This window comes from Shewanella sp. GJ50-10, assembly GCF_055808815.1.
Map to the genome: position 1 here is coordinate 2,407,690 of NZ_JBVVSS010000001.1, position 26,960 is coordinate 2,434,649.

Sequence of the window (26,960 nt, forward strand, 5' to 3'; positions counted from 1 at the left end):
TTATGACCTTGTTAAACGTAATAAATTATTTACCTAATTGACAATAAATTCTATTAACAGTCAAAAAATCCCCAGTCGCAACCTAGTTAATGGTGGGCCACAAACCATTAATTAGGAGCTATATATGGACCAATATATGATTTTTCGTTTACATCCCAAATCTAGAGGTATTGAAAGCTGTTCATTTTTACTATTAGCAAACGCTGAAAGTACCAATGAATCATCAAGATTATGTTTTTCTCGATACATCTATCTTAATGTTGATGCTGAGTGGAACATGTTGGGGATTAACATTAGTCATTCCATTCTGAATAAGCACGCTGATGTCGGCGAACAATACTTAACAGGAATTGATATGTTAAAAGTACTAATAATGTACAAAGACGAGATAGCCATGTTCTGTGAGTTGCACTGTACTCAATTTTCAAAAATCTTTGGTTTATGCCCAACAGATTATTTTGAATTTGCAGCACCAGTCTGGGCAGAACACGTTAATGCATTAGATTAATGTTATTGGCAACCAACTAACGAACCCTTCTGGGTTCGTTTTTTAGGGCTAAAAAATATACCATACTACTTCTTTTTCTTAAATCTCTAATGCTATCTTCTTTATATACCCTTGCTGTATGGCTAGCTATTGCTTTATGCGCTTGTACTACCCTATGAATTTCGTCATCAGTGTACTTCAGGGGGATATCTAAAGTTATATTTCCACCATTACCTTCGAAGCACAGCCTTGCTGTCCTATCCTTTACTCAGTATGCAAGATACCCAATTACAATGCATTCTCCTAGTCTAGAAAAAGAATGTAAAACACGGCTCGGCGATACTGTGAATCAATTAGGTCTGACTTCGAATGGGTTAAAAGTAATTCACCCCCTCTAACCAAATTCATCGAGCTACTACATTGAATACTTTGGATATCGCTACGGCACTAGCTAAGAACTAAAATCGCTTTAAAATTCGATATGCCACTATAATCATTTTTTGAGATTTTGAACTAGGCTTAACATAATCGATGTGAGAAAGTATACCGACTCTCCATAAGGTAAAGTTTTTTATTGGAGCAATACTAAAATGTGTTCAAAAAGATTAAGTTATGAAACTTTCCGTTTTCGTGGAGCACCCAATAACTGTTACTAGGCAAGGTTTTTGACCAAGTAAACTCGATTTCCAGTTCTTAAAGTCTATATTTGAAAGGTAAGGTTTATCTTGAGGGTACGTATGCCACTCGTCTAGATAATTATTAGTTACACTAGAATGTCGCTTAGCATTCACAATAGTTAGCTGGTGATGTAAAACTTTCTGACGAAATGAAAGCACAAAGAACTGTCTTTCGACTAGGGAGTCGTAACCTCCTTAACGATAAAACTTCCACCTCTTAGTTCGCCATGTGCAGCCTGATTCTATTTGTCTTAAAGCGCATAGCATTAATAGCTAGAGGATCTATAACAACAAAAGGCATACAGTAAGATCCCTCTACCTCAAAACTAATTCGATATCATACTCAGTCAACAAACTTTCCTCTACTGCAAACTTTACAATCGAGACAAGGCTTTAGCACTAACCGTTTTGGGGACTTAGTGTTTTGCTCGTTATCTTTGTATAAGTCCAGTTAAGATTCGGTTTTAGCTTATTCAATACCCCCTCACCTACCAAAACAGCAGAAATCAAGCTGACGTTCGCATCGTATGGCGTATAAATACTCCCACAAGAATATCGAGAAGTATCGAAATTTGGCTGGACAGCTTCCACCTTAGTTAATCTATCCATGCAACCATAGCAAGTCTGCCGTTATCGATAATCGCAATTAACTCTTGACCCCAGCTCTAAATCAAACCATCGATAATAGTCGGCTGATTTGACTGAATATCTCTAACAGCACCAGCGAGAGTTAAGCTTACGGGGGCACGTCCTGTAGCGTCAATCAGCACGTCATAATCCTTTAGATTTTCAGGAAAAACCTCAAAGCCTTCTTTGTTAACATAAATAGGCATAGGGTGTAATGCATCATACTCGATTAATTTAGCTAATCCATCAGCCTTATTCCCTCGACAAAACTAGCGGGTAAACGATGACTCAGATAGGTTGCCGACACTTAACCTACTTGAGTCATAAAAGTTAAAAATTACTAACACTAATAACAATCTGTTACTCGAAACAAAGAGTAATTACAACTCCTTCACCTCCACGATTTTTAAGAACTAAACCTAACTCAACTGATTATCAATACGCATTGATATGAAAAAATTAAAACTAATTATCAAATTATTTTTGAAAGTGTAACAAATACAATGCTGTTGATGATTAGTAACCCATTGGTAAAATTTTCGTAAACTATCAAGGAGAAGAAAATGAAAAAAACAATAATCCACGCCGTACTAGCTAGCACAATTTTATCGACTTATGCATATGCAGAGGCTGAGGCTGAACACCCTCCAAAACAAGCTACGCTGGTCGCAACCATGACTGAGCGCCCAGGTAATCCTTCTGTTACGCCAGATGGACGTTTATTATTAAGCGTTCATCCGCTTGATCACCCAACAACTAAAGTTATCGAGTTAAGCGTCGGTGGAAATCAAACGCCGTACCCGACAATGAAATATGCACAAGGTAAAAACTCTCAATTTAAAGCCGTCATAGCCATTCGTACAGATGATAACGGAGTCGCGTGGATTCTCGATCTTGTGACTCATACCATAACGGGCTGGGATACTCGCAATGAAGTTTTGGTAAAAACGATAAAAATCCCCGCTTCAGTTCTAAGACCGACAAGCTTCCTACAAGACTTTGCTTTAGACCAAAAAAGACAACGTATTATCATTGCTGATATGACCCAGAATGATCTAAAAAGTGAAGCCATTCCTGCCTTTGTAACGGTTGACCTAAAGACTGGAGAAGCAGTTCGAGTGGCTGAAAATCACCCATCTATGAAAGCCGAGAATAAAACTGGTTTTGCATTAAATCCAATCACTATCGATCCATCTTACGAATGGGTCTATTTCGGAGCTGTCAATGGCCGCACTATTTATCGAGTTAAAGCGAGTGAATTCGATAACGATGGAAAGACTGTCGCAGATAATATTAAAAGGTACGCAAACAAACCTTATTCAGATGGGATTACTATAGACAGCGCACAGAACGTTTATGTTACGGATATTGAGAACAATGCAATTGGTGTCTCCACACCCAAAGGGTATCGAATTATTGCAACGCTATCAGAGAACCAAACTTGGCCTGATGGCATGTCATTTGGTCCTGATGGTTATGTTTATGTAACAGTCAATCAACTTAACCGAACCGCAGCTTTAAATAACGGCAAAGATATTGGCATCAGACCATTCGAAGTCGTAAAAATCAAAGCACTGGCGAAAGGAACGACCGGCCGATAATCAAACGAATGTGAGCCTTTTAAACTGGCTCACCTTCCTCTCTGAAATACTCCTTTCCTATTTCCCCCCTGTTAAGGTCTGCTCATTCAAACTGGCACCTAATTACTCAACTTCAACTTAGCTTCCATTGATAAAGTAATTATTTATCAATGGCCCCCAAAGACACTTCGGCCTTTGGTATGCTGTAACTTGTTCAGTTACTTTTTATTAAGGTTTTTACAAGGTTGTAACGCAAGAAATATGGGATGATTTAATACAAAGAGATAAATCTAACATTGATTTGATTTATGCTAAAAAGGTGCTTTTTAATAAAAGCAAAAAAGACATAGCAATGATTTTGTAATGAAATATCATCATGACGATTATAGAGCTGAGGTAGCGCATGTATTTACAACTCTACTTTTATAAAAATTACTTAGTAGCTCAATCCATAGTCAAGAACTTATTAGTTCATCTATGAGTGCAGTGGTTTTCTAGAAAATGTTACAGATAGATTTAATACCGATCCAAATATTTATTGTAATCTTAATATAAAGCTGGAAGAGGTTTTAAATTAAAAACTATTCGCACCTGAAGAAGGAAATAAGGTTCTGTCGCAAAATTGAAGAAATGAACTATGCCCCAGAACCCAGAAACGAGCTTGGTCAACAATTCAAGGGGCGAGTCATTACGTATGTTGAATAAAGATCAACTAGATTTTTGGTTGAGAACAAATGAGTCCAAAACTTTGCTGCGGGAGCGCTCCGCCTTTATGAATCGTTTGGTCAGTGTTGAGGTTGTTTTCAACTAGAACCAGTTCCCTCCCAGCCAAACTTCACCTCAAGATATTTTTGCAACAAGCCCAATGCGACTATCACCTCCAATAAACTCAAACTGAAAAATGTTGTAATGGAACGGCTAAGATGGTTAATGAGAGAGTAGGCCAAGTTTTTCTTCACTTAATCATATTTCGGCTATAATCACTTGGTTATCCGAATCATTAAGTTGTCTTTTGCGCAACATTTCATTGAGTGTATCCTGACCCTTTTAGCTTCATCTAGTTCAATACCTTTTTGAGGTTCTTGTGTTTCGGTACTGACGCCATCGTCTCTTGTTATGTTTTATTTATATGTCTTTGAATGTTCTTTAATATAGTCAATAAAAGAGTTATACATCGGATACCAGTTACTTTGATCCCAAATACGGTCTAAATGGGTTTCAGTTACAAAGTAGTCTTCAAGTGTTAATGAATCGGTAAGGATAAGTTGAGCATATTCATCATTTCCAGAACTTCTTGTAACAAGCCTAAACCATAAAAATGGTTTGTAGTGTTTTGCAGCATTATTAATCCCGATCTGGTCTTTAATCGATGGTACTTTAGTGCCTAAGCAGTTTTTCACAATTATTGCTTCCAGATCTTCAAAAGTTATAACCTCTTTAAAGTAATTAATATTTTTAATTTGTTTTTTTTGAAAATCTGAATTTCCTACTAAAATCAATGAGCTTCTTTGGTCTAAATCTAAAGGTTTATTTACTACAACTGTTGCTTTAGTTTTACTCGGGAAATATCCTGATTTTGGTTCAACATTGGCTACTTTGAGTGATGAGCATCCTCCCAATACAAATAAACATAAAATTATAATTACTTTTTTCATAAATACTCCATAGTTTAAAAATGTCCACACATTGTGAATTACACAACTTATTAATTAGTTGTTCGATAAATTTCTTAGCAACTCGTTAAATTTTTAACCACCGTTAAAAGGCTGCCATTAGTGGTGGTCTACCATTATTAATGGTATGCAGTCGCCCATGATTCTAAAACCATAACTATTCATTGTTAGCTATTGATTATGAAAACTCTTTAAAAAGTTTGAGCAAAGCACTCTAGTTCACCAGACGTTAACGTTAAAGAGAACTAGTAATAACCATCGCTATTTTGTTTTATTCATTTGCTCTGCTCGCTCATTAAGTCAGTAATCACTTCCATTGCTACATCTAAGCCGTTGGTCGATTCATATTGCGTCAAAGCAATATAGAGTTGTTGAGCACTCTCAGGTTGAATAAGAGTAAGCAGTCTTGAAGTTATCTCATTAGCTGTAACGCTACTCCACACTGTGAGTCCTCTTTCTTGGCACAATCTAATTCTGTAATTCTGATCTTTAGCCACAGCGGCCGATACTGTCGGTTTTCTTAACGCTATAGCCTGTAAAAGTGTATCACCACCACTTAACACGGCCGCTTTCGAAGCATCAAGAAGATCCATAAAATCAACATGAATTAATTCTTTAATATTAATGACACCTTCAAACTCAGACATTGCCTTAGGGTAACTAGGGCCGAAAATTACCACGCATGGTATTTTTGTTTTTTGGTAAATTCTTGCCGCAGCCATCGCAAACACCTCAATACAATGACCTTGCCTATTTTGGTGCCCGCCAGAACCAGCGTTAAACAATATAAAATTATTTGCGACTAAACTTAGTCTCTTAAGTAACTCTGATTGCCGATGCGCAACTGGATTTGCAAACACCGAACCGATAACAGTCGGCTCAGGTTTGTTAATGAACTTAAGCTTTAGCCTATCTAACGGACTAACCGTGCCGATAATGAACTCAGGCTGTACCACCCAATGGTTATCAGTGACTCGCGCTCGTAACAGCTTCATCCCTTTACTGCGCTTACGTTTATGTTGACTAATGAATATTACTTTCGCTCCCAACTTGTTGGCATGAGCCAACTGTGAGCGACGACCAGACGCATCAAAGAACACAAAATCTGGTGTAAAAAAAGAAATGAAGTCATTTACCGCTTTAATATTTTTTGTCGGCGTATCATTTAAAAGTGCCACAGGAAATGGGCATGTGAATGCATAGGGTGCCTGACGACTTATAATAAATTGGATATTAGCATCAGGCCAGCGTTGCTTAACTTCATTGGCGATGGTTAAAGAGCGCATATATTCACCCATGCCTTCTGAAGAAGACACTGGAACAAATAGGAATTTGTGAGATAGCGACATATAAGCACCCCTTAAAAATAGAATAAGCAAAACAGCACAGTCCTAAACATTGTTAAATCTTGTTTGATAGCCTTTGCCTAAATTGGTTTTGAGCAATTGCAAATTGCGCTTTCAACTCATTAATGATGATATTAATTTAAGGCGAAGTGGCTTTCTGAGATATGTAATATTTCAACGTTGCCGTTACGGTTGGCAAATGTTTTGATTAGGCCCTTATTGGGGACTAGATAACCATGGTCAGTATCTTTACGAGCATCGTGAGAAAAAGACAGAGAGATTACAATGACTAGAACAATAGCTAAGATAACAAAGGAAGAAATATAAATATAAATCGCTAACGCCAATGACAGATCACCGTGCAACTTTTGTGTTTGTGTTTGTGTTTGTGTTTGTGTTTGTGTTTGTGTTTGTGTTTCAACAGTTTGTTGACGAAGACGAAATAATCCAAACATACCATTTTCCATACTATTATGCTCAACACCCAACTGGGTGGCTAAAGAGCTTGGTTCATATCATTTAAACAGCTTTAAATATCGTAAAACAATAATTATTATAACAATAACAATAAGAACATAAGTTAAAATACTATGCAATTAATTTATTAAGGAGTTTGCCGTAACGACCAAGTTAAAAGCTCCTTAGTTAATCTGAATATTCTCTTTACTATCAAAGTCAATTAATTTTTAACACAAAATCAACACAGTAGTGAATTGGTTTAAATTGAACAGGACACTTTGATAATGAGGGGGATGTTCCAATAAATATTAAGTGTTAAATGAAAAAACAAAAATTATAGGCTCTGTTGCAAATAAAGCATGACAGGTTAATCTAGTACCACTTTAAACTGAGATAATCCACCATGAACATCTTTAAGCATCGCCACTTCAAATACTACATCATTATTTGGGCCGTTCGAGGTATTGTAAATACGGCCTCAGTTATCGTGAGCTTGAAGATATGCAGGGAGAGCCGGTGTCAATGTTAACCACACAACAATCTATCGATGGGTTCAGCGGTATGCTCCACTCATTCAAGAAAAGCTCAGATGGTATTGGCGCCCACGCTCATGTTAGAGTAGGAAAGTTGATGAGACGTATATTAAAGTCAAAGGAAAGTGGGTTTACCTCTATAGAGCGATTGATAAACGTGGAAACACTATCGACTTCTTTTGTCTACTACGCGTAATGCTAAAGCGGCACAGCTCTTTTTAGCAAAGGCATTGAGAGGGCTGAAAAGCTGGGAGTACTCCAATGTGCTCAATACTGATAAAGCGCCGGCATACGGCGTAGCTATCCGAGCGTTAAAAACTCAAAGGAAATGCCCAAATAAGTTGGTTCACCGCCAAGTTAAATACTTAAACAATGCTGTTGAAGCGGATCATGGAAAACTGAAACGACTCATCCACCCAATCCGTGGATTTAAGAGCATGAATAATGGAATGGACCCATCCACTTTAAATCGGCCTCACAATGGGCCACGATGTAGTTGCTAAAACTCATCAGAAAGAGGACGGGTCCACTATGAACATTACTACAATTGGTCTAGATATCGCAAAGTCTGTTTTTCATTTTGTTGGTGTAAGCAAAGCTGGCAAGCTCGTCAAAAAGAAAATGATTAAGCGTAAAGACTTGATTCATTTCTTTACCCAATTAGAGCCTTCTCTTGTCGTAATGGAAGCCTGTGGTGGCGCAAATTACTGGGCTAGAGAATTTGAAAAAGTCGGTCATAAAGTCAAATTAATAGCCCCTCAATATGTCGTACCTTACCGCCAAGGTAATAAAAATGATTACAACGATGCACTGGCTATCGCGGAAGCAGCGCAACGTCCTAACATGCGATTTGTACAACCTAAACCTATAGAGCAGCAAGATGTTCAAATGCTACATAGAATGAGAGAAAGGCTGAACAAGCAGTCTACAGCGTTGATTAATCAGGTTAGAGGAATGCTCACTGAATATGGCATTGTTATCTCAAAAGGAAAAGCGTCTTTTAGGTCAAAATTGCCCGACATTTTAGAGAATGCCGATAATGAATTAACAACCAAGGGTAGAATTATTTTCTATCAACTATATGAAGAATTTAATGCTATTGAAGAACGGCTTAAATCTTGTGATATCCAGGTACAACAAGAGACAAAACACAATCAAGTTTGTCAGCGATTAGAAAGCATTCCAGGTATCGGCCCTATCACTGCAACAGCATTTTATGCAGCTGCTGGAGAAGGTAAAGATTTTAATAATGGCAGACACTTTTCTGCATGGTGTGGTCTAGTTCCCAAGCAGCACAGTAGTGGAGGAAAAGATCACCTCATGGGAATAAGTAAACGTGGCAATGCTTATTTAAGAACCTTATTTATTCATGGAGCCAGAACGGTTTTACAACACACTGGTAATAAATCAGATAAGTTTAGTCGCTGGGCTATCGCATTGGCAGAAAGACGAGGATTCAATACCGCCTGTGTTGCTGTTGCCAATAAGCTTGCGAGAATGGCATGGGTCATCGCTGCTCGTGAGGAAGAATACAAATTGGCACTTTAAACGGCTGGAATGAACAAAAATTTAATCTACCCCACAAGTTGCTAAGACATTTGATTTGATGAAGAGACAGTCAGACTGATTTACTGAAAACCTTAATACGCCATTGGCTCTAAAGAAGCCGCAAGGATGATAAGGACAGTAAAAGCAGATATCCATCAGGGCCAGAGCATTTGCTCAATAACAGGCCGAATATATGGGGGCAATGAACTATTCTCAGAATTCATATCAAATATCTTGCAAATCGGATGGGTCCATATAAACGGCGTATGCCACGCTGAAAGGATTTGGAGTGATGCATATGTTCAAGAAAGGGAAATTGGAAATGTGGCAATACGGGCAAGAAACAGTAGGAGAGAGCTGTCTAGTCACTAATCATTGATGAGGGGCTGATTTCCCCTTGTGGCTCATTCACTCACGCCCCTTATTTGCAACAGAGCCATTTTTACTGATGTCGCCATTTTAATCCCTCTTCTTAATAGGTAATACCTTTTATTACTATATCACAGATTTCTTAATGAACGACAGAGTAAATAAAATCCACGTTTTATTTACTGGCTGCAGCTCTCTTTAGAAGGCTATGAATTTACAGAACAAACTAAGTAAATATACTCGGTAAATATATCAATGTTAATATAAGCTGGTACATAATGAGTTATTTAACTTTAAGCTAGAGAAAATAGCTTGGAGAAAGAGAAGTTCATGCTGGTTGGTTATGTGCGAGTCTCGACAGACGATCAAAGTCTTAATTTGCAACGAGATGCACTCTGTCAATCTGGATGTGAATAAATTTATGAAGATAGGCTTATGGAAGCAAAGCAGAACGTCCAGGATTACATCAAGTTCTGCAGTACGCGAGAGCCAGTGACACCATAGTGGTCTGGCGATTAGACAGACTGAGTCGTTCACTCAAAGACCAGATTGAAATGGTGATATTATTAGAATCTAAAGAGATTGACTTAAAGAGCCTTAAAGAAGCTATCGACACATCATCGAACTCTGGAAAGATAGTTTTCCATATTTTCGGTGCACTAGCTGAGTTTGAACGGAACTTGATCCGGGAACGAACTCAAGCAGGTCTTTTAGCGGCACGAGGTCGAAAAGGTGGTAGGCCTAAATCACTTAGCAAAGATAAGCAGGCTTTAGCAGTGAAACTTTATGACGAAAAGGTACATATGGTAGATCAAATCTGCGAGATGATGGGGATTTCTAAACCAACCCTCTATAAGTATATCGAGAGCAGTAAGGGCAAGTGAATTACGGCTAGATTTCGAAAGTGTCAGGTGAAACCGTAAGTTTCTGTTCAAGTGCCCCGTTAGTCCAAAATACGAAAACACCGTGGTTATGCGTATTCCAGAGAAGTACAAGGGTGTAATTAAAGCGCTAATTACACATTTAGACGCTACTGATATGGTTGATAGGAACTACTCTCCAGTCGAATCTAATGCGGTTTATTTACGTTCTCAGCAAGACTAAAACAGCATATTACCTTTAGGATGAAATCTAAAGCTGAATTAATGGAAGAGCTGGAGTACTTAAAATTAGAAATTAATGTTCTTATGGATATGTCCTTTGGCTCTCCAGAGGTAGTTACTTGGGTAAAAAAGTTGAGAACATTAAAGTTGCTATGGAGCACTACCATAGATTATGTTCAAAGCATTGATGCTTTCCTCTGTACATTGTTTGATGCTGTTTTTGGGGCTTAAGGTGAGCATTCCAATACGGTTTAGTATTAGAGTCCTAATAAAGGCAAATTATCAGCTTTTATTTATTCTGGTTGCGGGCACACTTTTCCTGAGCTGCATAATGGAACAATAGTTACTGTTCCTTCTGGTATTATGCTTTCTTTAGCTCCGCGAATCATAAGTCCAGAATGATTTAAAGCTGTGAGAAATGCTGACCATGCTGACTGAGAAAAATTTACAAACGTATAGCTTCCGGTAAAAGGGTTTTTCTCTCTTAAATCTATAAAGTTATACTTATCTTCAATTTTTATAAATTTAAAATGAAATTTATCGTCTGAATCGACAAAGTCCAATACTGCATAAGCAATTGTGTCATCGTCAAAGCGAAAAGCTATTGGTGGTACTGATGCCGTTGGTACATTATTTAGGACTTTAGAATAGCTGCCTAAAACAACTGCCATTTTCTCAGAGTAATATTTACTAAAAGGCGCATTGTTATTGAAATAATAAATTACTTTTCCTTGCGCATAGCTATTCTGGATTAAGTCAAATGCAGTACCTTGTACTATTCTTGGAACTTCAACAGCTCTTTCTTGAAAAAGCTTCTCGGTATCATTGTAGTCTAACGCATAAGCTGTGAAGTCGCTAAGCTGTTGGTTAGTAAGTGGCATTTCTGTTATTACGTATTTGTATTTCTTTCTACAAATTTGTTGTCGACCTCCTTCACCATCTAGCTCGTGAACATTCTCGCATTCAACGTATCCTGTTTTAGAACCTCGATACTTTTTATATGCTATATTAGGCATATTAAAAATATGTGTAATAAGACTTCCCTCTTCTGATAACAATGAACGAGCGTGAGACATGAATTGTTGTTCTGTTACGCAGGTTTTGCATAGAGAAGAGATTTCTTCGGAGGCAGAAGAAGTTTGGGAAAATAAGCCTAAAAGGATTGCTATGGCTAAGTTTTTATAGATCTTAAAAGTTCCTTTTTAAATTGAAAACACCTCATGCTAACTTTTTACACTGTAGCGACCAATATTAGTTGACCACTACAAACAAAGTCAGGATGAACGCGTGGATGAGCCTCTCCGAAATAGAAACATGAGGATGGCGAATCGTAAAGCGCCTAGACTGTCTATGAATCCAGTTTACCTCTCCGATGTGGTGTTTGAGCCAAGTTCATCGAGAGATTAAGCTGTATTTAATCCCAAATACCTTCAAAATGAATACTGGCTATTCGGGTGTAATGAACGGTTTTGGGTCTCTATAGCCGAGATAATCTTGGAGAGTGCTTGTTGTCGCTCACTAATAATAGCTATGGCAACATGTCATCACGGCCATTAAGATATCTTTTAATTGCTCTGAGTTCTTCACTATCAATCGGCTGTTCAACAGAAAGACCATTTTTCAAACGTTTAACCCATAAACGAGACTGAGCTAAATTAACATAACAGCGCTTTAATAAAACGGTTTCACTGAGTCTTAATCCATGATGGTACATCATAAGGATGATTAAATAGTCAAGTGATCCATGTCTGCCTTTTTTGGGTGGCCGACAACAGCAGCTTAATTTCTCTTTCTGTCAGAAAATCTTTATCGTTCATGACTATCTGTCGCGCCAGTTTTTTTACTTTTTACATTTCGCCTGTTGGTCATTATTTTTTATCATCGTGTAAGCGCAGTAATGACTATATCTGAATAACTCAACTCTTAACATTATGCTTATTTTTAAAAAGTTAATGAAGAAATGTGTTACACACCTTCTCCATTAACAGTTTTCCTTATGACGTGTGACAATCTCTTGAGCAATAAAAACATCCATTGGACTTTGAATAGTTTTTTTTGCTTATCTAATGGCTTCTTGGCAAGTTGCAAAATTACCGAGATAAATCCGATTATGTTCTACCGGTAGGTAAGAGCAATTACCAGTGTACACTTCATGTTCACCATTAGCTTGAGCATTTTTATTGACGTAATAATAAGCCATGTTTCCCCCTAATTATACCCATGTAGAATGCAGGGTTAATTTTGATATGGGATTACAAAAGAAACAATTCAATGGAAATATCACAATTATTATGAATATGTGACATTTCTATCTTGGAAAATAATGTGACATTTTTAACTTGCCTTAATATGTGTTTGGTGGAGAAGTATCTCTACTAGGAAAATATATATCCGGATATTTCTTTATGCGGAAATATATCAACACATGTTAATTAGTTAATATGTGTACACTCCTTATCTCCACTTCTACAAACAACTACAGTTACGCTTCCTCTTGGAACTACTTTGCTTGAAGCGCCTCGAACGGTTAAGCCGTATGCACTCATCGCTTTGAAAAATACTGACCATGAAGCGACTGACATTCCTTCAAAGGTGTAAGTTTTTTCAACAAAAGGATTTGATTTTGTAAAATCAATTATATTTCCATTTTTATCAATTAATTTTGTGAATTTGAAATGTGCGTTATCATCCATGTCATAAAAATCAAGGGTCGCGTAGGCTTTTACACCGTCAGAAAAAGTAAAAACTAATGCAGGCATGCTAAATTTGATACCTCCTACTTCAACCATGCTTGAAGCTGCGGCACCAGCTATTACTGCTTTTTCGAGAATACTTCGTTTTAGAGGCATGCTATTAAAATGGTCAGTGACTCTGCTCTTTACATAACCTGCACCAATTAACTCATATCCACTTTCTACAACCTCTGAAGGTATTGCTATTGAGCGTTGAGAGTAATATTTTCTAGCGTCATTCATCGCATCCGCTAAATCAGTAAATTGATTTAACTCTTTATTTGTGATTGATGTTGGTATTGTTGAGTATTGATATTTCTTGCGGCAAATCTGTTGTCTCCCACCTTCTCCATCTGGTTCTCTGTCATATTCGCATTCTATAGACGAGGATTTAGAGACTCTAAATTTTCTAAATTCATAGTTCTCGAAATTTATGATATTGATTGATAAGGTTTGATTTAGAACTGCGTTTCTTCTTGCGGCTGTATAAAATTGCGAGTCTGTTTCGCAAGTTGCACATTCAGCGATAATGGAGTCGGCTGCTAGTGAAGATACTGAGGTTACTGATGAAAATAAAAGGCCGAAAATGGCGATTTTTTTGAATGACATTATAAATATCCTTATTTATTAAAACATGTCTAATGTAGAACGCTTTAATATGCCGATATGCTATGTAAAATACAACCCTTAAGTAAATTTTAGAGTTATGTATTTGATGGTGTGTATATTTTACCAAGACCTAAAAGGTTTACTTTTTATATCGAGATTTAATTTCATTCCTAAGTGAAATATCTGCTAGAGACTCTATTCTTTAGGCACTGTTGCAAATATTTAATTAAGAGATCAAATTACTGGTTTCACTTGAATCGTTATCAATAATGAGTCAACGCATCAGTCATTAAGCGGCTCTCACCTGTCGTTCCTTGACCATATTGACTGCCCTTTCTTAAACATATTCATCATTTCAAATCCTTTAATCGTGGCATAATAACCCTATAAAGTCTCTACAACTTGCATAACAATTAAAAGATAGTGACTTTGCTTACTAATTTGATTTAGGGAACAAAGCCACTGAAATTATCAAATTCAATGCTTGTCAAATAACTAACCTAGCATTAGATAGCGCTTTTATTTTTTAATACATACTTACCAATACCTATAAATGAAAGAAATAGAAATATCAACCAACTAATTGAACCTGCAGAAGTTTTTTCTTTTTTCATTACAGGAATAGTAACGGTGCCAGCTTTGCTTGAAAGTTGACCGTCAGATGCTAAGACAGAAAAAATGAGAGCTTGATTACCACTAGGAGCTGTAAATGAGATAGATTCTCCACCATTTGTAAACGTAACATCTGTACCAGCTGTTTGCGTCCATGTGTAAGTTAGAGCATCACCATCTACATCTTTACCGTTAGCTGTTACTACAAAACCTTCTGCACTAGACATACTAGAAGGACTCACTGTTGGAGCGTCATTGACGTTAGTAACCGTGATAGTGGCGGTAGTAGCTTTATTCATATTGCCATCTTCATCTTCTGACGTGTAGGTAAAACTATCTTTGCCGAAGAAGTCATCATTTGGCGTGTAACTAACAGTACCGTCTACAGCTAGAGTTATTTCACCATTTTCAGGCTCTGTAACCATTGATACTTTGCCAAGCTTACCTATTGGAGTAACATCGATAAGACGTTGTGCTTTGGCTGTCATGCCGTCACCAGTAATTGATACACGGGCTACTTTTTGATCTGCTATATCATTGTCTAGTACGTTAAAATCAACAGTACCTTCTTCTTCTACTTCAGCCAAATCAGCCTGGCCTGCGTCAAATGATGTAGCTTTAACCATGTAATCAATTTCTAAGCGCCCTGCTGGTTTGTTTGTTAAATTGAGCTTATCTCCTGTATTAATTGAGCTCCCTTCACCATTATAATGATATGTAGTGCCGACAGTTCCAGTAGAATTCTCAGCTCCAATTGTCACCTTCGTTGGCATTGATGGTATAGTAAGATAATTGTAGCTTATATTTTCTTCATTACCTGTTTCGATCCATAAACTAAACGAGTATTTATCATCGGATGAATCCCCAAAGAGCTTCGCTTCATTCCATTCCGCAACAATCCAATTTTTTGTACCTGTTGATACAATAGCAAAGCCTAATTTACCTCCGCCAGCATCTCCTTCTGAGCCATCGGATAGATCGAAATCAGCCCAGAATGGAGCCATTACATTATTTGGATTTCCATTATCAGGAAGCTTTTTATTACGCGCAGTATTAGCTTTTGATAACCCGCCGGCTATTGCCATACCATTAGTCGATATAGTAATACTAGAATAAATTTCATTATTGTATTTATATGAGGGAACTGTAATAGTAAAGCTAGTGTCATCACATCCTTCATTACACGCCGGAACATTCTCTATACCTAAGTCAAAAATACTAGGCTTATCATTACTATTTTTTCTCATGCCTATTTCAGGTAAATCTAACCTACCAACCCATGTAACAAGACCTAACTCTTCATTAATCTCTAGACCGTTCTGAGTCGTCCCTTTAGATGTAACAACAACATCGTCTGCTGAAGTTAATGATGTACCTTTTGGGGTGTAAGCTTTAACCGTTACTGTATTTTTAAATAAAGAGTTGTTAACAACGGCTTTGATTGGAAACTCATCGCTAACTTTAATATCTGTAGCTGTTGTCACTGCAGAGACAAGAGATGAATCGCTAGACTCTTTTGCCATAACAGCTAGTGGGAGGTGAGCATCTTGTTTGCCTTCGTTGCTTTTCAGCATAATGTTGCCGAAAATCCAAGAGCCATAGTCAGTAAAGGTAGAATCAACAGTTACCGTAAAGCTTGCAGATGCACCACCATCAAGATCTAGAGTAGTTGGTGAAACAGTAATAGCAGCAATATCGGTTGAAGCGGTTAAGTTCCAAGATGTTTTCTCGTCACTCTTATTGAAAACAGTGCGAGTGAAAGTGCAAGGGCCAACACAAGAATCAGCTGCAATAGAAGGTTTGTCGAAAGTCAGCACAGCTTTTGCAGCAGCATCAAGGTCCATACGACCAGCTCCCATGGCGAACTGTGACGCAGGTGTCGCAGCATCATCCCCCCAAATGCCCTCTATCTTAGAAGTCGATGTCAGCGCTGTTTTAATATCTGTAGCAGTCCAGTCGGGGTGCAGTTGAGTCATCATTGCAGCAGCCCCAGCAACATGAGGGCTTGCCATACTTGTACCAGAGATCATGTTAAAGTCTTCTCCACCATCATCTGGAGAGAAAGCTGAAAGGATGTTAGTTCCGGGCGCAGCTAAATCAGGCTTAAGAATATTCTCGTTACCATTTGGACCACGTGAACTTGATGTTGCAATATTATCAGCTAGTAGCTTAGTGACAATACGCTGAACTTGTGCAGAAATTGTACCAGAGATAGCTCCAGAATCTAATACACTTTTACCATTTTCTTGAGAGATCATAACAGCTGGTAACGTTGCATCCGGCATATGCATGCTAATAGGTGCACCAGCCTTATTGTTATAAACAACCATAGCTTCTGCACCAGCAACCTGTGCATTTGCAGCTTTATCGGCAAATGCACACTTACCACGAGAAATGAGTGCAATGCTCCCTTTAAATACATCTGCATCAAATGGAGTACAACCTTCAAAGTTATCAGAGTCAATATTCATTGAAGCTACTATTGGCAATGAAATATCTGTTTCTAATAGGGCATTATCGCCTTCAATAGCTAACATCTCATCGCCGTCAGTATTGAAACTATTTGCGAAGAAGCGACCAGTGGTACTGTTTGCAACTGTAATACCTGATTCAATACAAGCTGGGCACCCAATTGTTTTAGCAGCATTACCATCATTACCTGCTGCAGATACAACAACAATTCCCGCAGCTTCAGCTGCTTCAAACATTGTTTTATATGGACTATTTGCAGGGTTACCACCAGGACCACCGCCCCAAGAGTTGTTAATTACATCAGCGCCATCATTTACAGCATGCTCAAGCGCTTCCATCAGCATGATGTTTGAACCTGATGCTTTCGTACAATTTTCTGTTTTGTAAAGCGCTTTATACGCCATTAAGTAAGCTGCGGGAGCGACGCCAGATAGTTCAACATCAACCCCTTTATAAGTAGTGCTAATCTTATTACCTACTGCAGTACCTGCTACGTGAGTTCCGTGTCCACCAAACCCAAGTGGGCTCATGTGCTCATCAGGACATACAGGGAAAGTAGGTTGAGACCAACGAGCAACAATTAGCTTGTTATTACAGAAAGTCGTATCGACAGTTGAGCAGTAATCGTCACTTGGCATTGTGCCTGTTGGTGCTGCAAAACCATTATCTGCGAACATAGGGTTTTCTGGACGAATACCACTATCAATAACAGCAACTTTAATGCCTTTACCTGCATTTTCTTTTCCACCAATTGCAGTCCACATTGCTTGGCTATTGATAACTTCATGAGAAGCATCCATGTTGGTTTCATACATAACTTCAGGGTAAACAGCTTTAACATCAGGAATAGCCATTAGTGCATCAATTGATAGACCTTGACCAACAATCGTTACACCGTTGAATAATGTTTGGAAATGACGTTCAACTTTCGCATTAACAAAGACTTTAGATAGTGTTGATGCAAATTTATTTTGCTCTTGAACTAAGTGTCTTAAATATGACTGAGCCTCTGATGACTGAACATTAATTTTTTGACCTTTCTTTGCAGGAACTGTCCCAGCAATCGTTGACATTCTGCCCTTGTACATTGATAGAGAAGGAGATTCTAATTCAATAATAAATCTTTGTGCAGAAGCCTTTTTTGAGGTTAATAAAGCTTTCTTATATTGCTTTACAGAAAGTATTTCAGGGCTGTATGAATTTGTAGAATACTGTACCTCTCCTGCTATCGTAGCACTAGAAATTAAAGCTGCTGAAATAGCTATTGATAACTTAGTTTTCACAGTAATGTCCTTATTTTAGTTTTTACGGTTACTCTAATCTGAATGTCAGTCCGCACTATTAAATTGATATTTTGCTAATGATTGACATCTCAATCATTAGCAATGCTCCGCACAGGAAAGTTTTACCACTAGTAGTCCACGTGACTAAGTTTCATCACTAAACGATAATTTATATTCATAAAAAACCTCTTAATAATCTGCTCAGACTGAACCAACTCAAGCTATGCTTTCAATTCATCAATGAGATACTCACTTAACTCTTCATAGGACGTCACACTTCACCGTCATACGGACGTTACGAATGGCGAGTCCTTTTAACAACATCGCTTTCAGAGACATGTTATATTTCAATGTTGTCGCTGCGGTTTTCAAATGTTTTGAACACTCCTTTTCAGGAGCTATTAACCCCGAACGGTTTCTTTGCGAGTGTAACGAGAGAAAGATAGGGACAATAGCTGAGACAACAAAGGAAGATATATAGATGGAAATCAGCTGCGCAAAAGACACATCACCGTGCAACTTTTGCTTTTGGGTTTCAACAATTTGTTGACGAAGACGAAATAATCCAAACATACCATTTTCCATACTATTATGCTCAACACCAACTGGGTGGCTAAAGAGCTTGGTTCATATCATTTAAACACTTTTAAATATCGCGAAACGATAATTATTGTAATAATAACAATAAAAACATAAGTTAGAATACAATGCAATCAATTATTAAGGAGTTTGCCGTAACGACCAAGTTAAGAGCTCCTTAGTTAATCTGAATATTCTCTTTACTATCAAAGTCAATTAATTTTTAACACAAAATCAACACGGTAGTGATTGGTTTAAATTGAACAGGACACTTTGATAATGAGGGGGGATGTTCCAATAAATATTAAGTGTTAAATGAAAAAACAAAAAGTTATACAACCGAATTTTAATTGGAATGGGTTATAAGTCATTCAATAGAATGCTAGTGCAACGTTTCAAACGTTGGGATATGAATGCACTAAAAAGCGTACTAAGTATTGATAAGTTGTGTTACTGCTGTTAATGGAATAAATCAGTCTTTTAATAAAGCTAAAAAAATGCTTGAGCGAGAGGTATATCAAGACCTTCGAGAAACGCTTTACTGTGGTGCTAGCTTTGATACTAAAAAGCGGTAGTTCCTCCCGATGGTTTTACAACTAGTAAACACATTAAACGAGCAAAAAATTGAGTGGGAACATGTCGTACCCGCTGAAATTTGGACGTTCTTTCAGTGAATGGCGAGATGGTCATCCCCAATGTGTAAACAATAAAGGGAAGTCTTTTAAAGGCCGTAAATGTGCTGAGAAAATAAATATTGAATACAGACACATGCTAATTCTTATTTCCGTATTTTTTTCTATATGGCTCAGCCTCCATTCGACCAATAAAGGGAGAAAACCGGTCAACGAGGGTGTTTATCCTAGTGATAGTTTTATCTGTAAAACACTGATAAACAGCAGAAGTGCTTCCAGTTCCATCCGCCCAAATACTACTTTCAGATTCTAGACAATCAAGTTCTTTAAACTTAATCCAAGCTCGCTCTGATATTTTCAGTGCCTTTTTTAATTCATACTGGTCATTTAATTCAACCATGATTTTTTGATATAGCGCATTTAAATCTTTGTCGGCCTCTTCATACGAAACAAGAGACATATTATTTATATCTAATGTTGTTTGAACAACACTAGTCTCAGTAATCGAGGCTTTCCCAAAAAAAGAGATTAATGACAAAAACAAAAATAGATAACATATTTTAAAGTAATTCATAAATTCCTTCTGAGTTTAGATGTGTACTTAATACCGATAAAGAATTTAGGACTATACCTAAATAATCAGTCTGTGGGCAATAAAACGTTAAGAGAAGTTGTAGGCAAGAAGGTAGCTATTCGATAGTAAATATTTTTTGAAATATCTCATTAGTAGAATATGAGATGTTGCCCAATTTGCACAGCTATTGATGCTTGATAACAACAATGAAACTGACTTTGAGACAACTCAGCTTGAACTTTTCTGTTATGAAGTTTTTTCCAAATGACCCGACAAATTATTGGACTGTTAGACATTGGCTACTGATATGCTCGACAATATACAGGTGAATCAGCAAACTTGAGCTAAACTTAAGCCTGTAGACGAAATGATTAAAGCTTACCAGTTTGAAGATGCTGTCGAACATATTGGGAAAATTCGTAAAAATATTGACTGATGTGCTTTTTACAACTTACCGAAAAGTATTTTTAAGTCATATAAACTAGGAAGAGTTATAGGGATTTAACATGGAAAAGGCGAAGGTACTGATAGTTGATGATACCCCTGAAAATATTGACATTTTAGTTGATATTTTAGGTAAAGGTTACAAGTTAAAAGTCGCAACTAGTGGCGCCAAAGCATTAGCTTTAGCACGAAAGTCGGCTCCTGATCTTATTTTGTTAGACGTCATGATGCCAGGCATGAACGGCCATGAAGTGTGCCAGAAACTCAAAAGTGATCCCCTTACCTACCACATTCCTGTGATATTTGTTACGGCATTATCTGAAACTGAAAATGAAGCACAAGGCTTTGAGTTAGGCGCCGTGGATTATATTACTAAACCTGTCAGCCCCTCAGTGGTAAAGGCTAGAGTAAAAAATCATCTATCATTGTATGATCAAAAACGTTTACTTGAATCAGAAGTCGCCCAACGTACTAAAGAGTTGAGTGAAACTCGATTTGAGATCATTCGCCGCTTAGGTCGAGCAGCAGAATACAAAGATAATGAAACCGGATTACATGTTATTAGAATGAGCCATTACGCTAGATTATTAGCTATTTCATCCGGTTACTCTTCTCGATTTTGTGATTTAGTCTATAACGCAGCGCCCATGCATGATATTGGCAAAATAGGTACGCCAGATTCAATATTAAAAAAACCGGGTAAGTTAAATGCCGATGAACGGAAAGAAATGCAAGCTCATGCACAAATCGGTGCTGACATTATCGGCGATCACGATGACCCTTTATTGCAAATGGCTAAACGCATTGCCATTAGTCATCATGAGAAGTGGGACGGCAGTGGTTACCCCCACGGTTTATCTGGCGAAAATATTCCAATAGAAGGACGTATTATTGCCATTGCCGATGTATTTGATGCACTGACTTCGGTAAGACCTTATAAAGAAGCATGGACGGTTAAAGACACGATGGCGCTAATTGAGAAAGAGTCAGGCAAACATTTCGATCCTGATTTGGTAAAACAGTTTCATTCAGTACTCGATGATGTGAAAGAAATCAAAGCGAAGCACGAAGAAACCTTTTAATACTGACGCTGTACCGAAGATCGCATCTTTATTATTTTAAACATTACTTGTTTTCCATTGGCTGGAAGCACTGGCCTTTTTTAAATATCTTTTTCCATCCTTAGCTCTTTAATTTCCTTGCGAAGACCTTAATTGGTTAGCTCGTTTAAACTGGCACCTGATTACTCAGCTTTAAACTTAGCTTTCTAGTTAGAAAGTGATTTATCAGTGGTGCCCAAAGACGCTTCTACCTTTGCTACGCTGTAAACCTATTCAGTTATTATTACTAAAGCTTCTTGTTTAAATTCCGCTGTATATCTACTTTTTGTTCATTTTGGCACTTAACACTTTTATTGGAACATCCCCCATTATTAAAGTGCCCAGCTAATTTAAACCTATTCACTACCGCTTTACTTTTTGTCTTAAAAAATCAGTTAATTAACATTGATAATGAAGATAAATTTTTGACTAACTAGGGATGATCTAAACTTGAACGCTACGACCAATTTGCTAATAAATATATTATTTTGATTGCATAAGATTATAATTTATGCTCCTATAATTATCGTTTTACGATAATTATAGTGGATTTAAATGGCATGAACCAAGCCCCTTAACCCACCTAATTGCATTTTGTCGGTGCTGATAATATAGAAATTTAATATCTTGATTATATAGCCCTCAGTAACGTTTTTGAGTTGTTCGTTCAGTTAATGATAAGTTCAAAATACATTGTCAATAAGTACACGATATGGAAAATTAAGGAGCCTTAATTTGAAACCAGGAAAAACAGGTATCAGCCGCGTTATTGACGCAACTGATTATTCAATAAAAGGATTAAAAGCCGCTTGGATAAATGAAGCCGCTTTTAGACAAGAAGTCGTTCTAACTCTCATTTTTACATGTGTCGCTTTTCTGCTTCCAGTTGATCACATTGAACGCACTTTACTTATTTTTAGCTTACTGCTTGTAATAATTGTTGAGTTGATGAACTCGGCAATAGAGACTGTGGTTGATCGCATCGGCGATGAATGTCATGAGTTAAGTGGTCGAGCGAAAGACATTGGCTCAGCTGCTGTTTTCGTTGCACTCGCAATTGAGCTACTAGTTTGGGCATCCGTTATTATCGAAATACTATGAAAAAACAAAATCAATTAATTCAAGGTAACATGTCATTTGTTACCTTCACTTTGCTACTGGCTTTTTACTTTACTACCATTATTAATCTTCCTATTTATAAGGAGCTTAACAATATTCTAAGCCAGTTAGATAACGTAAAAATAGGCTTTGTAATCTCAATCCCCTTTTTCTTTTTGGCTGCCCTAAATTTTTTATTTAACTTATTTAGCTGGCCATGGATTGCAAAGCCATTTTTTATCATTTTATTGATTACCTCTAGTATGGTCAGTTATGCAAGTTATAACTACGGTACCTTGTTCGACTACGATATGATCGTTAATATTGTTGAAACAGACTCAACTGAAGCGACATCATACTTAAGTTATTATTCGCTAATCTGGACAGTATTGATGGGAGTCATTCCCGCTTTACTTGTTTTCAAGACTCCTCTCAGTCAAAAATTCTCCCCCATTAAATTAACCTTTACTAAATTAGCTTCTATGCTTACTTCTTTAGCGGTTATTGCACTCATTGCTAGTCTGTATTATAAGGATTATGTCTCTGTCGGTCGAAACAATAGTTATTTAAAAAAAATGATTATCCCAACCCAGTTTGTCTATAGTGCAACTGGCTATATAAAGGATACTTACTTCTCTGAGCCTATTCCATATCGCAAGATTGCATTGGATGCCCGTCAAACCTCAACTGCGATACAGCAAGCACAAAACAAGCCTAACTTACTTGTTTTTGTGCTCGGCGAAACCGCTCGTTCACAAAACTATGAGCTAAACGGATACACAAGGCCAACCAATCAATATACACGCGATCTAGACGTCATATCTTTCCAAGACGTTAACTCATGCGGAACAGCCACGGCGGTCTCTGTTCCTTGTATGTTCTCATCATTAACACGCGAGAACTTTGACCGTGCAACAGCAGACAGTCAAGACAACCTACTAGATATTCTAAAGCGCGCTAATGTTTCATTATTATGGAAAGAAAATGATGGTGGTGACAAAGGAGTGGCTCGTAACATTACTCAGGTTACAGTAGATCGCTCTCACCAAGATGAAATGTGTAATAAAAAAACCTGTTACGATATGGCACTACTGGAAAATTTTTATAAAGACATAGAAGGTTTAGATGGTAATCGAATGATTGTACTACACCTTATCGGTAGTCATGGTCCGACTTACTTCCAGCGCTACCCGAGAGAAAAAGCAACCTTTCTACCTGATTGTCAACGAGCTGACATTGAGAACTGCTCAGTCAAAGAAATTGTAAATACTTACGATAACACTATCCTTTATACCGACTATGTCATCAGTAGAACGATCGAAAAATTGAAGTCATTCCAAGATAAATACAACACGGCGTTAGTGTATGTATCTGACCACGGCGAGTCACTTGGTGAGAATGGCCTATTTTTGCATGGTATGCCCTATAGCTTAGCGCCCAATCACCAAGCGAAAGTACCATTAATAATGTGGATGTCTTCCGGTTTTAAAGCCAGTAAACAGATCAACTACAATTGTTTGAGTCAGCAGTCTCAAAGTGGAATTTATTCACATGACAATATCTTCCACTCCATTCTTGGAATCATGGATATCGAAACCCAAGAATACGAAAAACCTCTCGATATTTTCAGTTCTTGTCGTCAATCATAACTAGGCTTAAAAATATGAATTTGGGTCCACTACGACCAATACTTGTCTTTGCACTTGTCGCTTTTGGCTTGCTGACGACATCTCGTATTCTACTTGCTGTGTGGATGGCAGATCGAGTTTCTTTTGCTGAAGGCTGGGTATTGCTTATTTTACAAGGCGCAAGGATTGATATAGTGACACTATGCTGGCTATTCATTCTGCCAAGCTTATTCGCATCGTTTCTTCCGGAGAACGATGTCATAGGTAAAATCTGGCGGCTCACTTTACGTATTTGGCTTGTGATCGGCTTGTGGTTCCTCGTTTGTATGGAACTCGCAACCCCGCCTTTCATTATGGAATACGATTTACGCCCTAACCGCCTGTTTGTCGAATATCTAATCTATCCGAAAGAAGTCTTTAGTATGCTATGGACGGGTTACAAACTCGAGTTATTCATTGGCTTTTTTGGCTCAACCATCACTCTAGTATTTGGCTGGCTATGGAGCGGGAAAGTCACTAATACAATAAAGCAGTTCAAATGGTACTGGCGTCCAGTAATCGCGATAAGCGTAGTTTTACTTGGTGTATTAGGAGCAAGATCTACACTAGGACACCGTCCAATTAACCCTGCAATGGTTGCATTTTCAAATGATCCTTTAGTGAACGATCTAGTGCTTAACTCATCATATTCACTCTTATTCGCTGTGAACAACATGAAATCAGAGCGCAGCGCAGAAAAATTTTACGGGGAAATGGCACAAGACAAAGTCATTGAATTAGTGAAACAGTCTTCAGCTAAGTCTACAAGTTTTATTCCTAACTCTTTACCAACGTTGAATCAAAATATCGCAAGTTTTCAAGGTAAGAGAAAGAACTTAGTTATACTTCTACAAGAAAGCTTGGGAGCACGTTTTGTTGGTGGAATGGGTGGTTTAGCTCTGACTCCCAATCTAGACAAATTACTTAAAGAAGGCTGGGCCTTCAATCAAATGTATGCCACTGGCACACGCTCAGTTCGAGGGATCGAAGCAATAACCACAGGTTTCCCGCCAACGCCATCACGTGCCGTTGTTAAGCTTAGTAAAAGCCAAACAGATTTCTTTACCATTGCTGACCTACTCAAAAATGAAGGCTACCACACTCAATTTATCTATGGTGGTGAAGCTCACTTTGATAACATGAAAAGCTTTTTCTTAGGTAATGGCTTTGAAGATATTGTTGAAGAGAAGGACTATCAGAATCCGACTTTTAAAGGTTCTTGGGGCGTTAGCGATGAAGATCTTTATACAAAGGCGCATCAAGAATTTACTCAATTAACTAAGAAAAGTCGGCCTTTCTTTAGCTTAGTTTTTACTTCAAGTAATCACAGCCCATTTGAGTACCCAGAAGGAAAAATTAAAGCTTATGATAGCGAATATAACACGCGTAACAATACGGTAAGATATTCTGATTACGCACTTGGAAGATTCTTCGATAAAGCTAAGCAATCTAAATACTGGAGCGACACCGTTTTTATTATCATCGCAGATCATGATGCTCGAGCTTACGGTTCACAATTAGTACCGGTTAACCATTTCCATATTCCAGCCGTAATTTTAGGCAGTGACATTGCACCAAGGAGCGACGAACGCTTGGTTAGCAATCTTGATATGCCTCTAACTCTGCTATCTCTGATTGGAGTTGATAGCATATCACCGATGATAGGTCGCGACATGACGCAACCGTTAGCCAAAGAAGACGAACGAGTAATGATGCAGTTTGATAAAAACTATGGTTACTTAACACGAGAGAATTTAGTAGTGTTCTCTCCCGGCGAAAAAGTATCAAGTTACACGTACAACTTTGATAGCAATGAGTTAACCCCTGCTCAGGTTGAGCAAAGTGTTATCGACAGAGCCAAAGCAAACGCTTTGTTTGGCTCCATGGCTTATAAAAATAATTGGTATAAATCTGATAATTAAAACAGCTGTAAAATTACAAGAACAGTGGACCACACTACATCAATAAAAATTCACTTAGGACACAACGGACAGCATAATGATATTCTCCCCTTTAAAGAAAGCATAAAAATGATGCATTCACATATCAGTAATATGATAGGTGTAATGGCTAGTCATAGGAGATACGTTGTTGGATAGGTCATAGGTCATAGGTCATAAGTCATAGGTCATAGGTCATAGGTCATAGCCAAAATTAACTAGGTTATAATGAAGAAGCTAACAGTCACAGTCCAATTTAAATTAGAATAGGTCGACTTAATAACCATCCAAAGTACCAAAATCAACTTATGCAATAGTGTTAGATTATTTAACATGTAGATTCAATAAAACTGTTATGTGATTTGTTTGATGTTCATCGTAGTAATTACAAATACTGGCAATTTCTAGATACTTCACTAACAGTCGAAGATGTGAGATTGAGAGTCGGAAATAAGTCACACATGAATTCTAGAAGTAGAAAGCAGGTGCTAGACCATTGCAGAGATAGTGAAACAGTGAAATTTAAGTTGATTCATACCGTGTTACAGGTTTATGAAAGATCTAGTGCTAGTTAGTTGTCAATTTCCGACTTATACTTATAAAAAGGCTCTAAGGCAAAACTAACAATACCGAATTTGTTAGCCCACAATTAATTTGAAATGATCACAATCAAGTCAAATATAGAGATGTTAGTTACATATGGAATGCAATCGTAGTGCCTATTTAGCTGTAATAATCGACTTTTTTGCTAGCAAATCTGTTGATTAGGCAATGTCATTTGAATGACAGCAAGTTAATAGCCAAAGTATTAGCGAT

The 26,960-nt window shown here is 37.6% G+C and carries 18 protein-coding genes and 4 pseudogenes; 12 read left to right on the top strand and 10 right to left on the bottom strand.

Annotated elements, in window-relative coordinates; translation table 11 throughout:
• Positions 1-124: 124 nt before the first annotated feature.
• The 3 genes and pseudogenes from AC0L4E_RS10145 to AC0L4E_RS10155 all read left to right on the top strand — a co-directional run.
• Positions 125-508: a hypothetical protein gene (locus tag AC0L4E_RS10145; protein WP_299569556.1), complete on the top strand. Its 384-nt coding sequence runs from the start codon at positions 125-127 to the stop codon at positions 506-508.
• Positions 509-2,354: 1,846 nt separating this feature from the next.
• Complete coding sequence (locus tag AC0L4E_RS10150) at positions 2,355-3,392, top strand: L-dopachrome tautomerase-related protein (protein ID WP_473679105.1); 1,038 nt, start codon at positions 2,355-2,357, stop codon at positions 3,390-3,392.
• 623 nt (positions 3,393-4,015) lie between these two features.
• Positions 4,016-4,182: pseudogene (locus AC0L4E_RS10155) on the top strand (IS6 family transposase); the annotation flags it as partial.
• A 310-nt stretch (positions 4,183-4,492) separates the two neighbouring features.
• Here AC0L4E_RS10155 and AC0L4E_RS10160 read toward each other — a convergent pair.
• The 3 genes from AC0L4E_RS10160 to AC0L4E_RS10170 form a co-directional block, all read right to left on the bottom strand.
• Complete coding sequence (locus AC0L4E_RS10160; protein ID WP_299569560.1) at positions 4,493-5,026, bottom strand: hypothetical protein; 534 nt, start codon at positions 5,024-5,026, stop codon at positions 4,493-4,495.
• Between the two features lie 293 nt (positions 5,027-5,319).
• Positions 5,320-6,393, bottom strand: a complete 1,074-nt coding sequence (locus AC0L4E_RS10165; RefSeq protein WP_473679106.1) for a hypothetical protein — start codon at positions 6,391-6,393, stop codon at positions 5,320-5,322.
• 131 nt (positions 6,394-6,524) lie between these two features.
• Positions 6,525-6,845 carry a hypothetical protein gene (locus AC0L4E_RS10170; RefSeq protein ID WP_473679107.1) on the bottom strand — a complete coding sequence of 107 codons (321 nt, stop codon included), beginning with the start codon at positions 6,843-6,845 and terminating at the stop codon, positions 6,525-6,527.
• Between the two features lie 407 nt (positions 6,846-7,252).
• On the opposite strand from AC0L4E_RS10170, the pseudogene AC0L4E_RS10175 reads away from it, so the two are divergent.
• From AC0L4E_RS10175 to AC0L4E_RS10190, 4 genes and pseudogenes are all read left to right on the top strand, one after another.
• Positions 7,253-7,885: pseudogene (locus AC0L4E_RS10175) on the top strand (IS6 family transposase).
• A 28-nt stretch (positions 7,886-7,913) separates the two neighbouring features.
• A complete protein-coding gene (locus AC0L4E_RS10180; protein ID WP_473679108.1) occupies positions 7,914-8,930 on the top strand; it encodes an IS110 family RNA-guided transposase in 1,017 nt (338 codons plus the stop codon).
• Positions 8,931-9,772: 842 nt separating this feature from the next.
• Positions 9,773-10,183, top strand: coding sequence for a recombinase family protein (locus tag AC0L4E_RS10185; RefSeq protein ID WP_473681602.1), 411 nt, complete (start codon positions 9,773-9,775; stop codon positions 10,181-10,183).
• 261 nt (positions 10,184-10,444) lie between these two features.
• Positions 10,445-10,633 (top strand): hypothetical protein, encoded by a 189-nt coding sequence (locus AC0L4E_RS10190; protein ID WP_299569568.1) that lies wholly within the window; start codon positions 10,445-10,447, stop codon positions 10,631-10,633.
• 62 nt (positions 10,634-10,695) lie between these two features.
• Here AC0L4E_RS10190 and AC0L4E_RS10195 read toward each other — a convergent pair whose 3' ends face one another.
• From AC0L4E_RS10195 to AC0L4E_RS10220, 6 genes and pseudogenes are all read right to left on the bottom strand, one after another.
• The gene (locus AC0L4E_RS10195; RefSeq protein ID WP_299569570.1) at positions 10,696-11,478 is read right to left on the bottom strand and encodes a hypothetical protein; all 783 of its coding nucleotides are present in this window, start codon (positions 11,476-11,478) and stop codon (positions 10,696-10,698) included.
• 452 nt (positions 11,479-11,930) lie between these two features.
• Positions 11,931-12,134, bottom strand: a pseudogene (locus AC0L4E_RS10200) (tyrosine-type recombinase/integrase); the annotation flags it as partial.
• A 327-nt stretch (positions 12,135-12,461) separates the two neighbouring features.
• Positions 12,462-12,602 carry a hypothetical protein gene (locus AC0L4E_RS10205; protein ID WP_299569572.1) on the bottom strand — a complete coding sequence of 47 codons (141 nt, stop codon included), beginning with the start codon at positions 12,600-12,602 and terminating at the stop codon, positions 12,462-12,464.
• A 232-nt stretch (positions 12,603-12,834) separates the two neighbouring features.
• Positions 12,835-13,743, bottom strand: coding sequence for a hypothetical protein (locus AC0L4E_RS10210; RefSeq protein WP_299569574.1), 909 nt, complete (start codon positions 13,741-13,743; stop codon positions 12,835-12,837).
• Positions 13,744-14,249: 506 nt separating this feature from the next.
• Entirely contained in the window at positions 14,250-18,110 is a 3,861-nt protein-coding gene (locus AC0L4E_RS10215) for a S8 family serine peptidase (protein ID WP_473679109.1), read from the bottom strand.
• 261 nt (positions 18,111-18,371) lie between these two features.
• On the bottom strand, positions 18,372-18,683 hold the full coding sequence (locus AC0L4E_RS10220) for a hypothetical protein (RefSeq protein WP_473679110.1): 312 nt from the start codon (positions 18,681-18,683) through the stop codon (positions 18,372-18,374).
• A 443-nt stretch (positions 18,684-19,126) separates the two neighbouring features.
• Here AC0L4E_RS10220 and AC0L4E_RS10225 point away from each other — a divergent pair.
• A pseudogene (locus tag AC0L4E_RS10225) lies at positions 19,127-19,461 on the top strand (HNH endonuclease family protein); the annotation flags it as partial.
• Here the strand turns inward: AC0L4E_RS10225 and AC0L4E_RS10230 are convergent.
• Positions 19,461-19,895: a lysozyme inhibitor LprI family protein gene (locus tag AC0L4E_RS10230; RefSeq protein ID WP_299569581.1), complete on the bottom strand. Its 435-nt coding sequence runs from the start codon at positions 19,893-19,895 to the stop codon at positions 19,461-19,463. The pseudogene AC0L4E_RS10225 and the gene AC0L4E_RS10230 overlap by 1 nt on opposite strands.
• A 506-nt stretch (positions 19,896-20,401) precedes the next feature.
• Between AC0L4E_RS10230 and AC0L4E_RS10235 the strand changes: the two genes are divergently transcribed.
• From AC0L4E_RS10235 to AC0L4E_RS10250, 4 genes are all read left to right on the top strand, one after another.
• Positions 20,402-21,421, top strand: a complete 1,020-nt coding sequence (locus AC0L4E_RS10235; protein WP_299569583.1) for a response regulator — start codon at positions 20,402-20,404, stop codon at positions 21,419-21,421.
• Between the two features lie 753 nt (positions 21,422-22,174).
• Positions 22,175-22,540, top strand: a complete 366-nt coding sequence (locus AC0L4E_RS10240; protein ID WP_299569585.1) for a diacylglycerol kinase — start codon at positions 22,175-22,177, stop codon at positions 22,538-22,540.
• Positions 22,537-24,186: a phosphoethanolamine transferase gene (locus tag AC0L4E_RS10245; protein WP_299569587.1), complete on the top strand. Its 1,650-nt coding sequence runs from the start codon at positions 22,537-22,539 to the stop codon at positions 24,184-24,186. Before AC0L4E_RS10240 ends, AC0L4E_RS10245 begins: the two co-directional genes overlap by 4 nt.
• A gap of 14 nt (positions 24,187-24,200) precedes the next feature.
• On the top strand, positions 24,201-26,126 hold the full coding sequence (locus AC0L4E_RS10250; protein WP_299569589.1) for an LTA synthase family protein: 1,926 nt from the start codon (positions 24,201-24,203) through the stop codon (positions 26,124-26,126).
• Positions 26,127-26,960 lie beyond the last annotated feature (834 nt).

Excerpts from the sequence above, each read along its gene's own strand:
- AC0L4E_RS10145 (WP_299569556.1), top strand. The coding sequence starts at position 125 with ATGGACCAATATATGATTTTTCGTTTACATCCCAAATCTAGAGGTATT.
- AC0L4E_RS10150 (WP_473679105.1), top strand. The coding sequence starts at position 2,355 with ATGAAAAAAACAATAATCCACGCCGTACTAGCTAGCACAATTTTATCG.
- AC0L4E_RS10160 (WP_299569560.1), bottom strand. The coding sequence starts at position 5,026 with ATGAAAAAAGTAATTATAATTTTATGTTTATTTGTATTGGGAGGATGC.
- AC0L4E_RS10165 (WP_473679106.1), bottom strand. The coding sequence starts at position 6,393 with ATGTCGCTATCTCACAAATTCCTATTTGTTCCAGTGTCTTCTTCAGAA.
- AC0L4E_RS10170 (WP_473679107.1), bottom strand. The coding sequence starts at position 6,845 with ATGTTTGGATTATTTCGTCTTCGTCAACAAACTGTTGAAACACAAACA.
- AC0L4E_RS10180 (WP_473679108.1), top strand. The coding sequence starts at position 7,914 with ATGAACATTACTACAATTGGTCTAGATATCGCAAAGTCTGTTTTTCAT.
- AC0L4E_RS10190 (WP_299569568.1), top strand. The coding sequence starts at position 10,445 with ATGGAAGAGCTGGAGTACTTAAAATTAGAAATTAATGTTCTTATGGAT.
- AC0L4E_RS10195 (WP_299569570.1), bottom strand. The coding sequence starts at position 11,478 with ATGTCTCACGCTCGTTCATTGTTATCAGAAGAGGGAAGTCTTATTACA.
- AC0L4E_RS10205 (WP_299569572.1), bottom strand. The coding sequence starts at position 12,602 with ATGGCTTATTATTACGTCAATAAAAATGCTCAAGCTAATGGTGAACAT.
- AC0L4E_RS10210 (WP_299569574.1), bottom strand. The coding sequence starts at position 13,743 with ATGTCATTCAAAAAAATCGCCATTTTCGGCCTTTTATTTTCATCAGTA.
- AC0L4E_RS10220 (WP_473679110.1), bottom strand. The coding sequence starts at position 18,683 with ATGTTTGGATTATTTCGTCTTCGTCAACAAATTGTTGAAACCCAAAAG.
- AC0L4E_RS10230 (WP_299569581.1), bottom strand. The coding sequence starts at position 19,895 with ATGAATTACTTTAAAATATGTTATCTATTTTTGTTTTTGTCATTAATC.
- AC0L4E_RS10235 (WP_299569583.1), top strand. The coding sequence starts at position 20,402 with ATGGAAAAGGCGAAGGTACTGATAGTTGATGATACCCCTGAAAATATT.
- AC0L4E_RS10245 (WP_299569587.1), top strand. The coding sequence starts at position 22,537 with ATGAAAAAACAAAATCAATTAATTCAAGGTAACATGTCATTTGTTACC.
- AC0L4E_RS10250 (WP_299569589.1), top strand. The coding sequence starts at position 24,201 with ATGAATTTGGGTCCACTACGACCAATACTTGTCTTTGCACTTGTCGCT.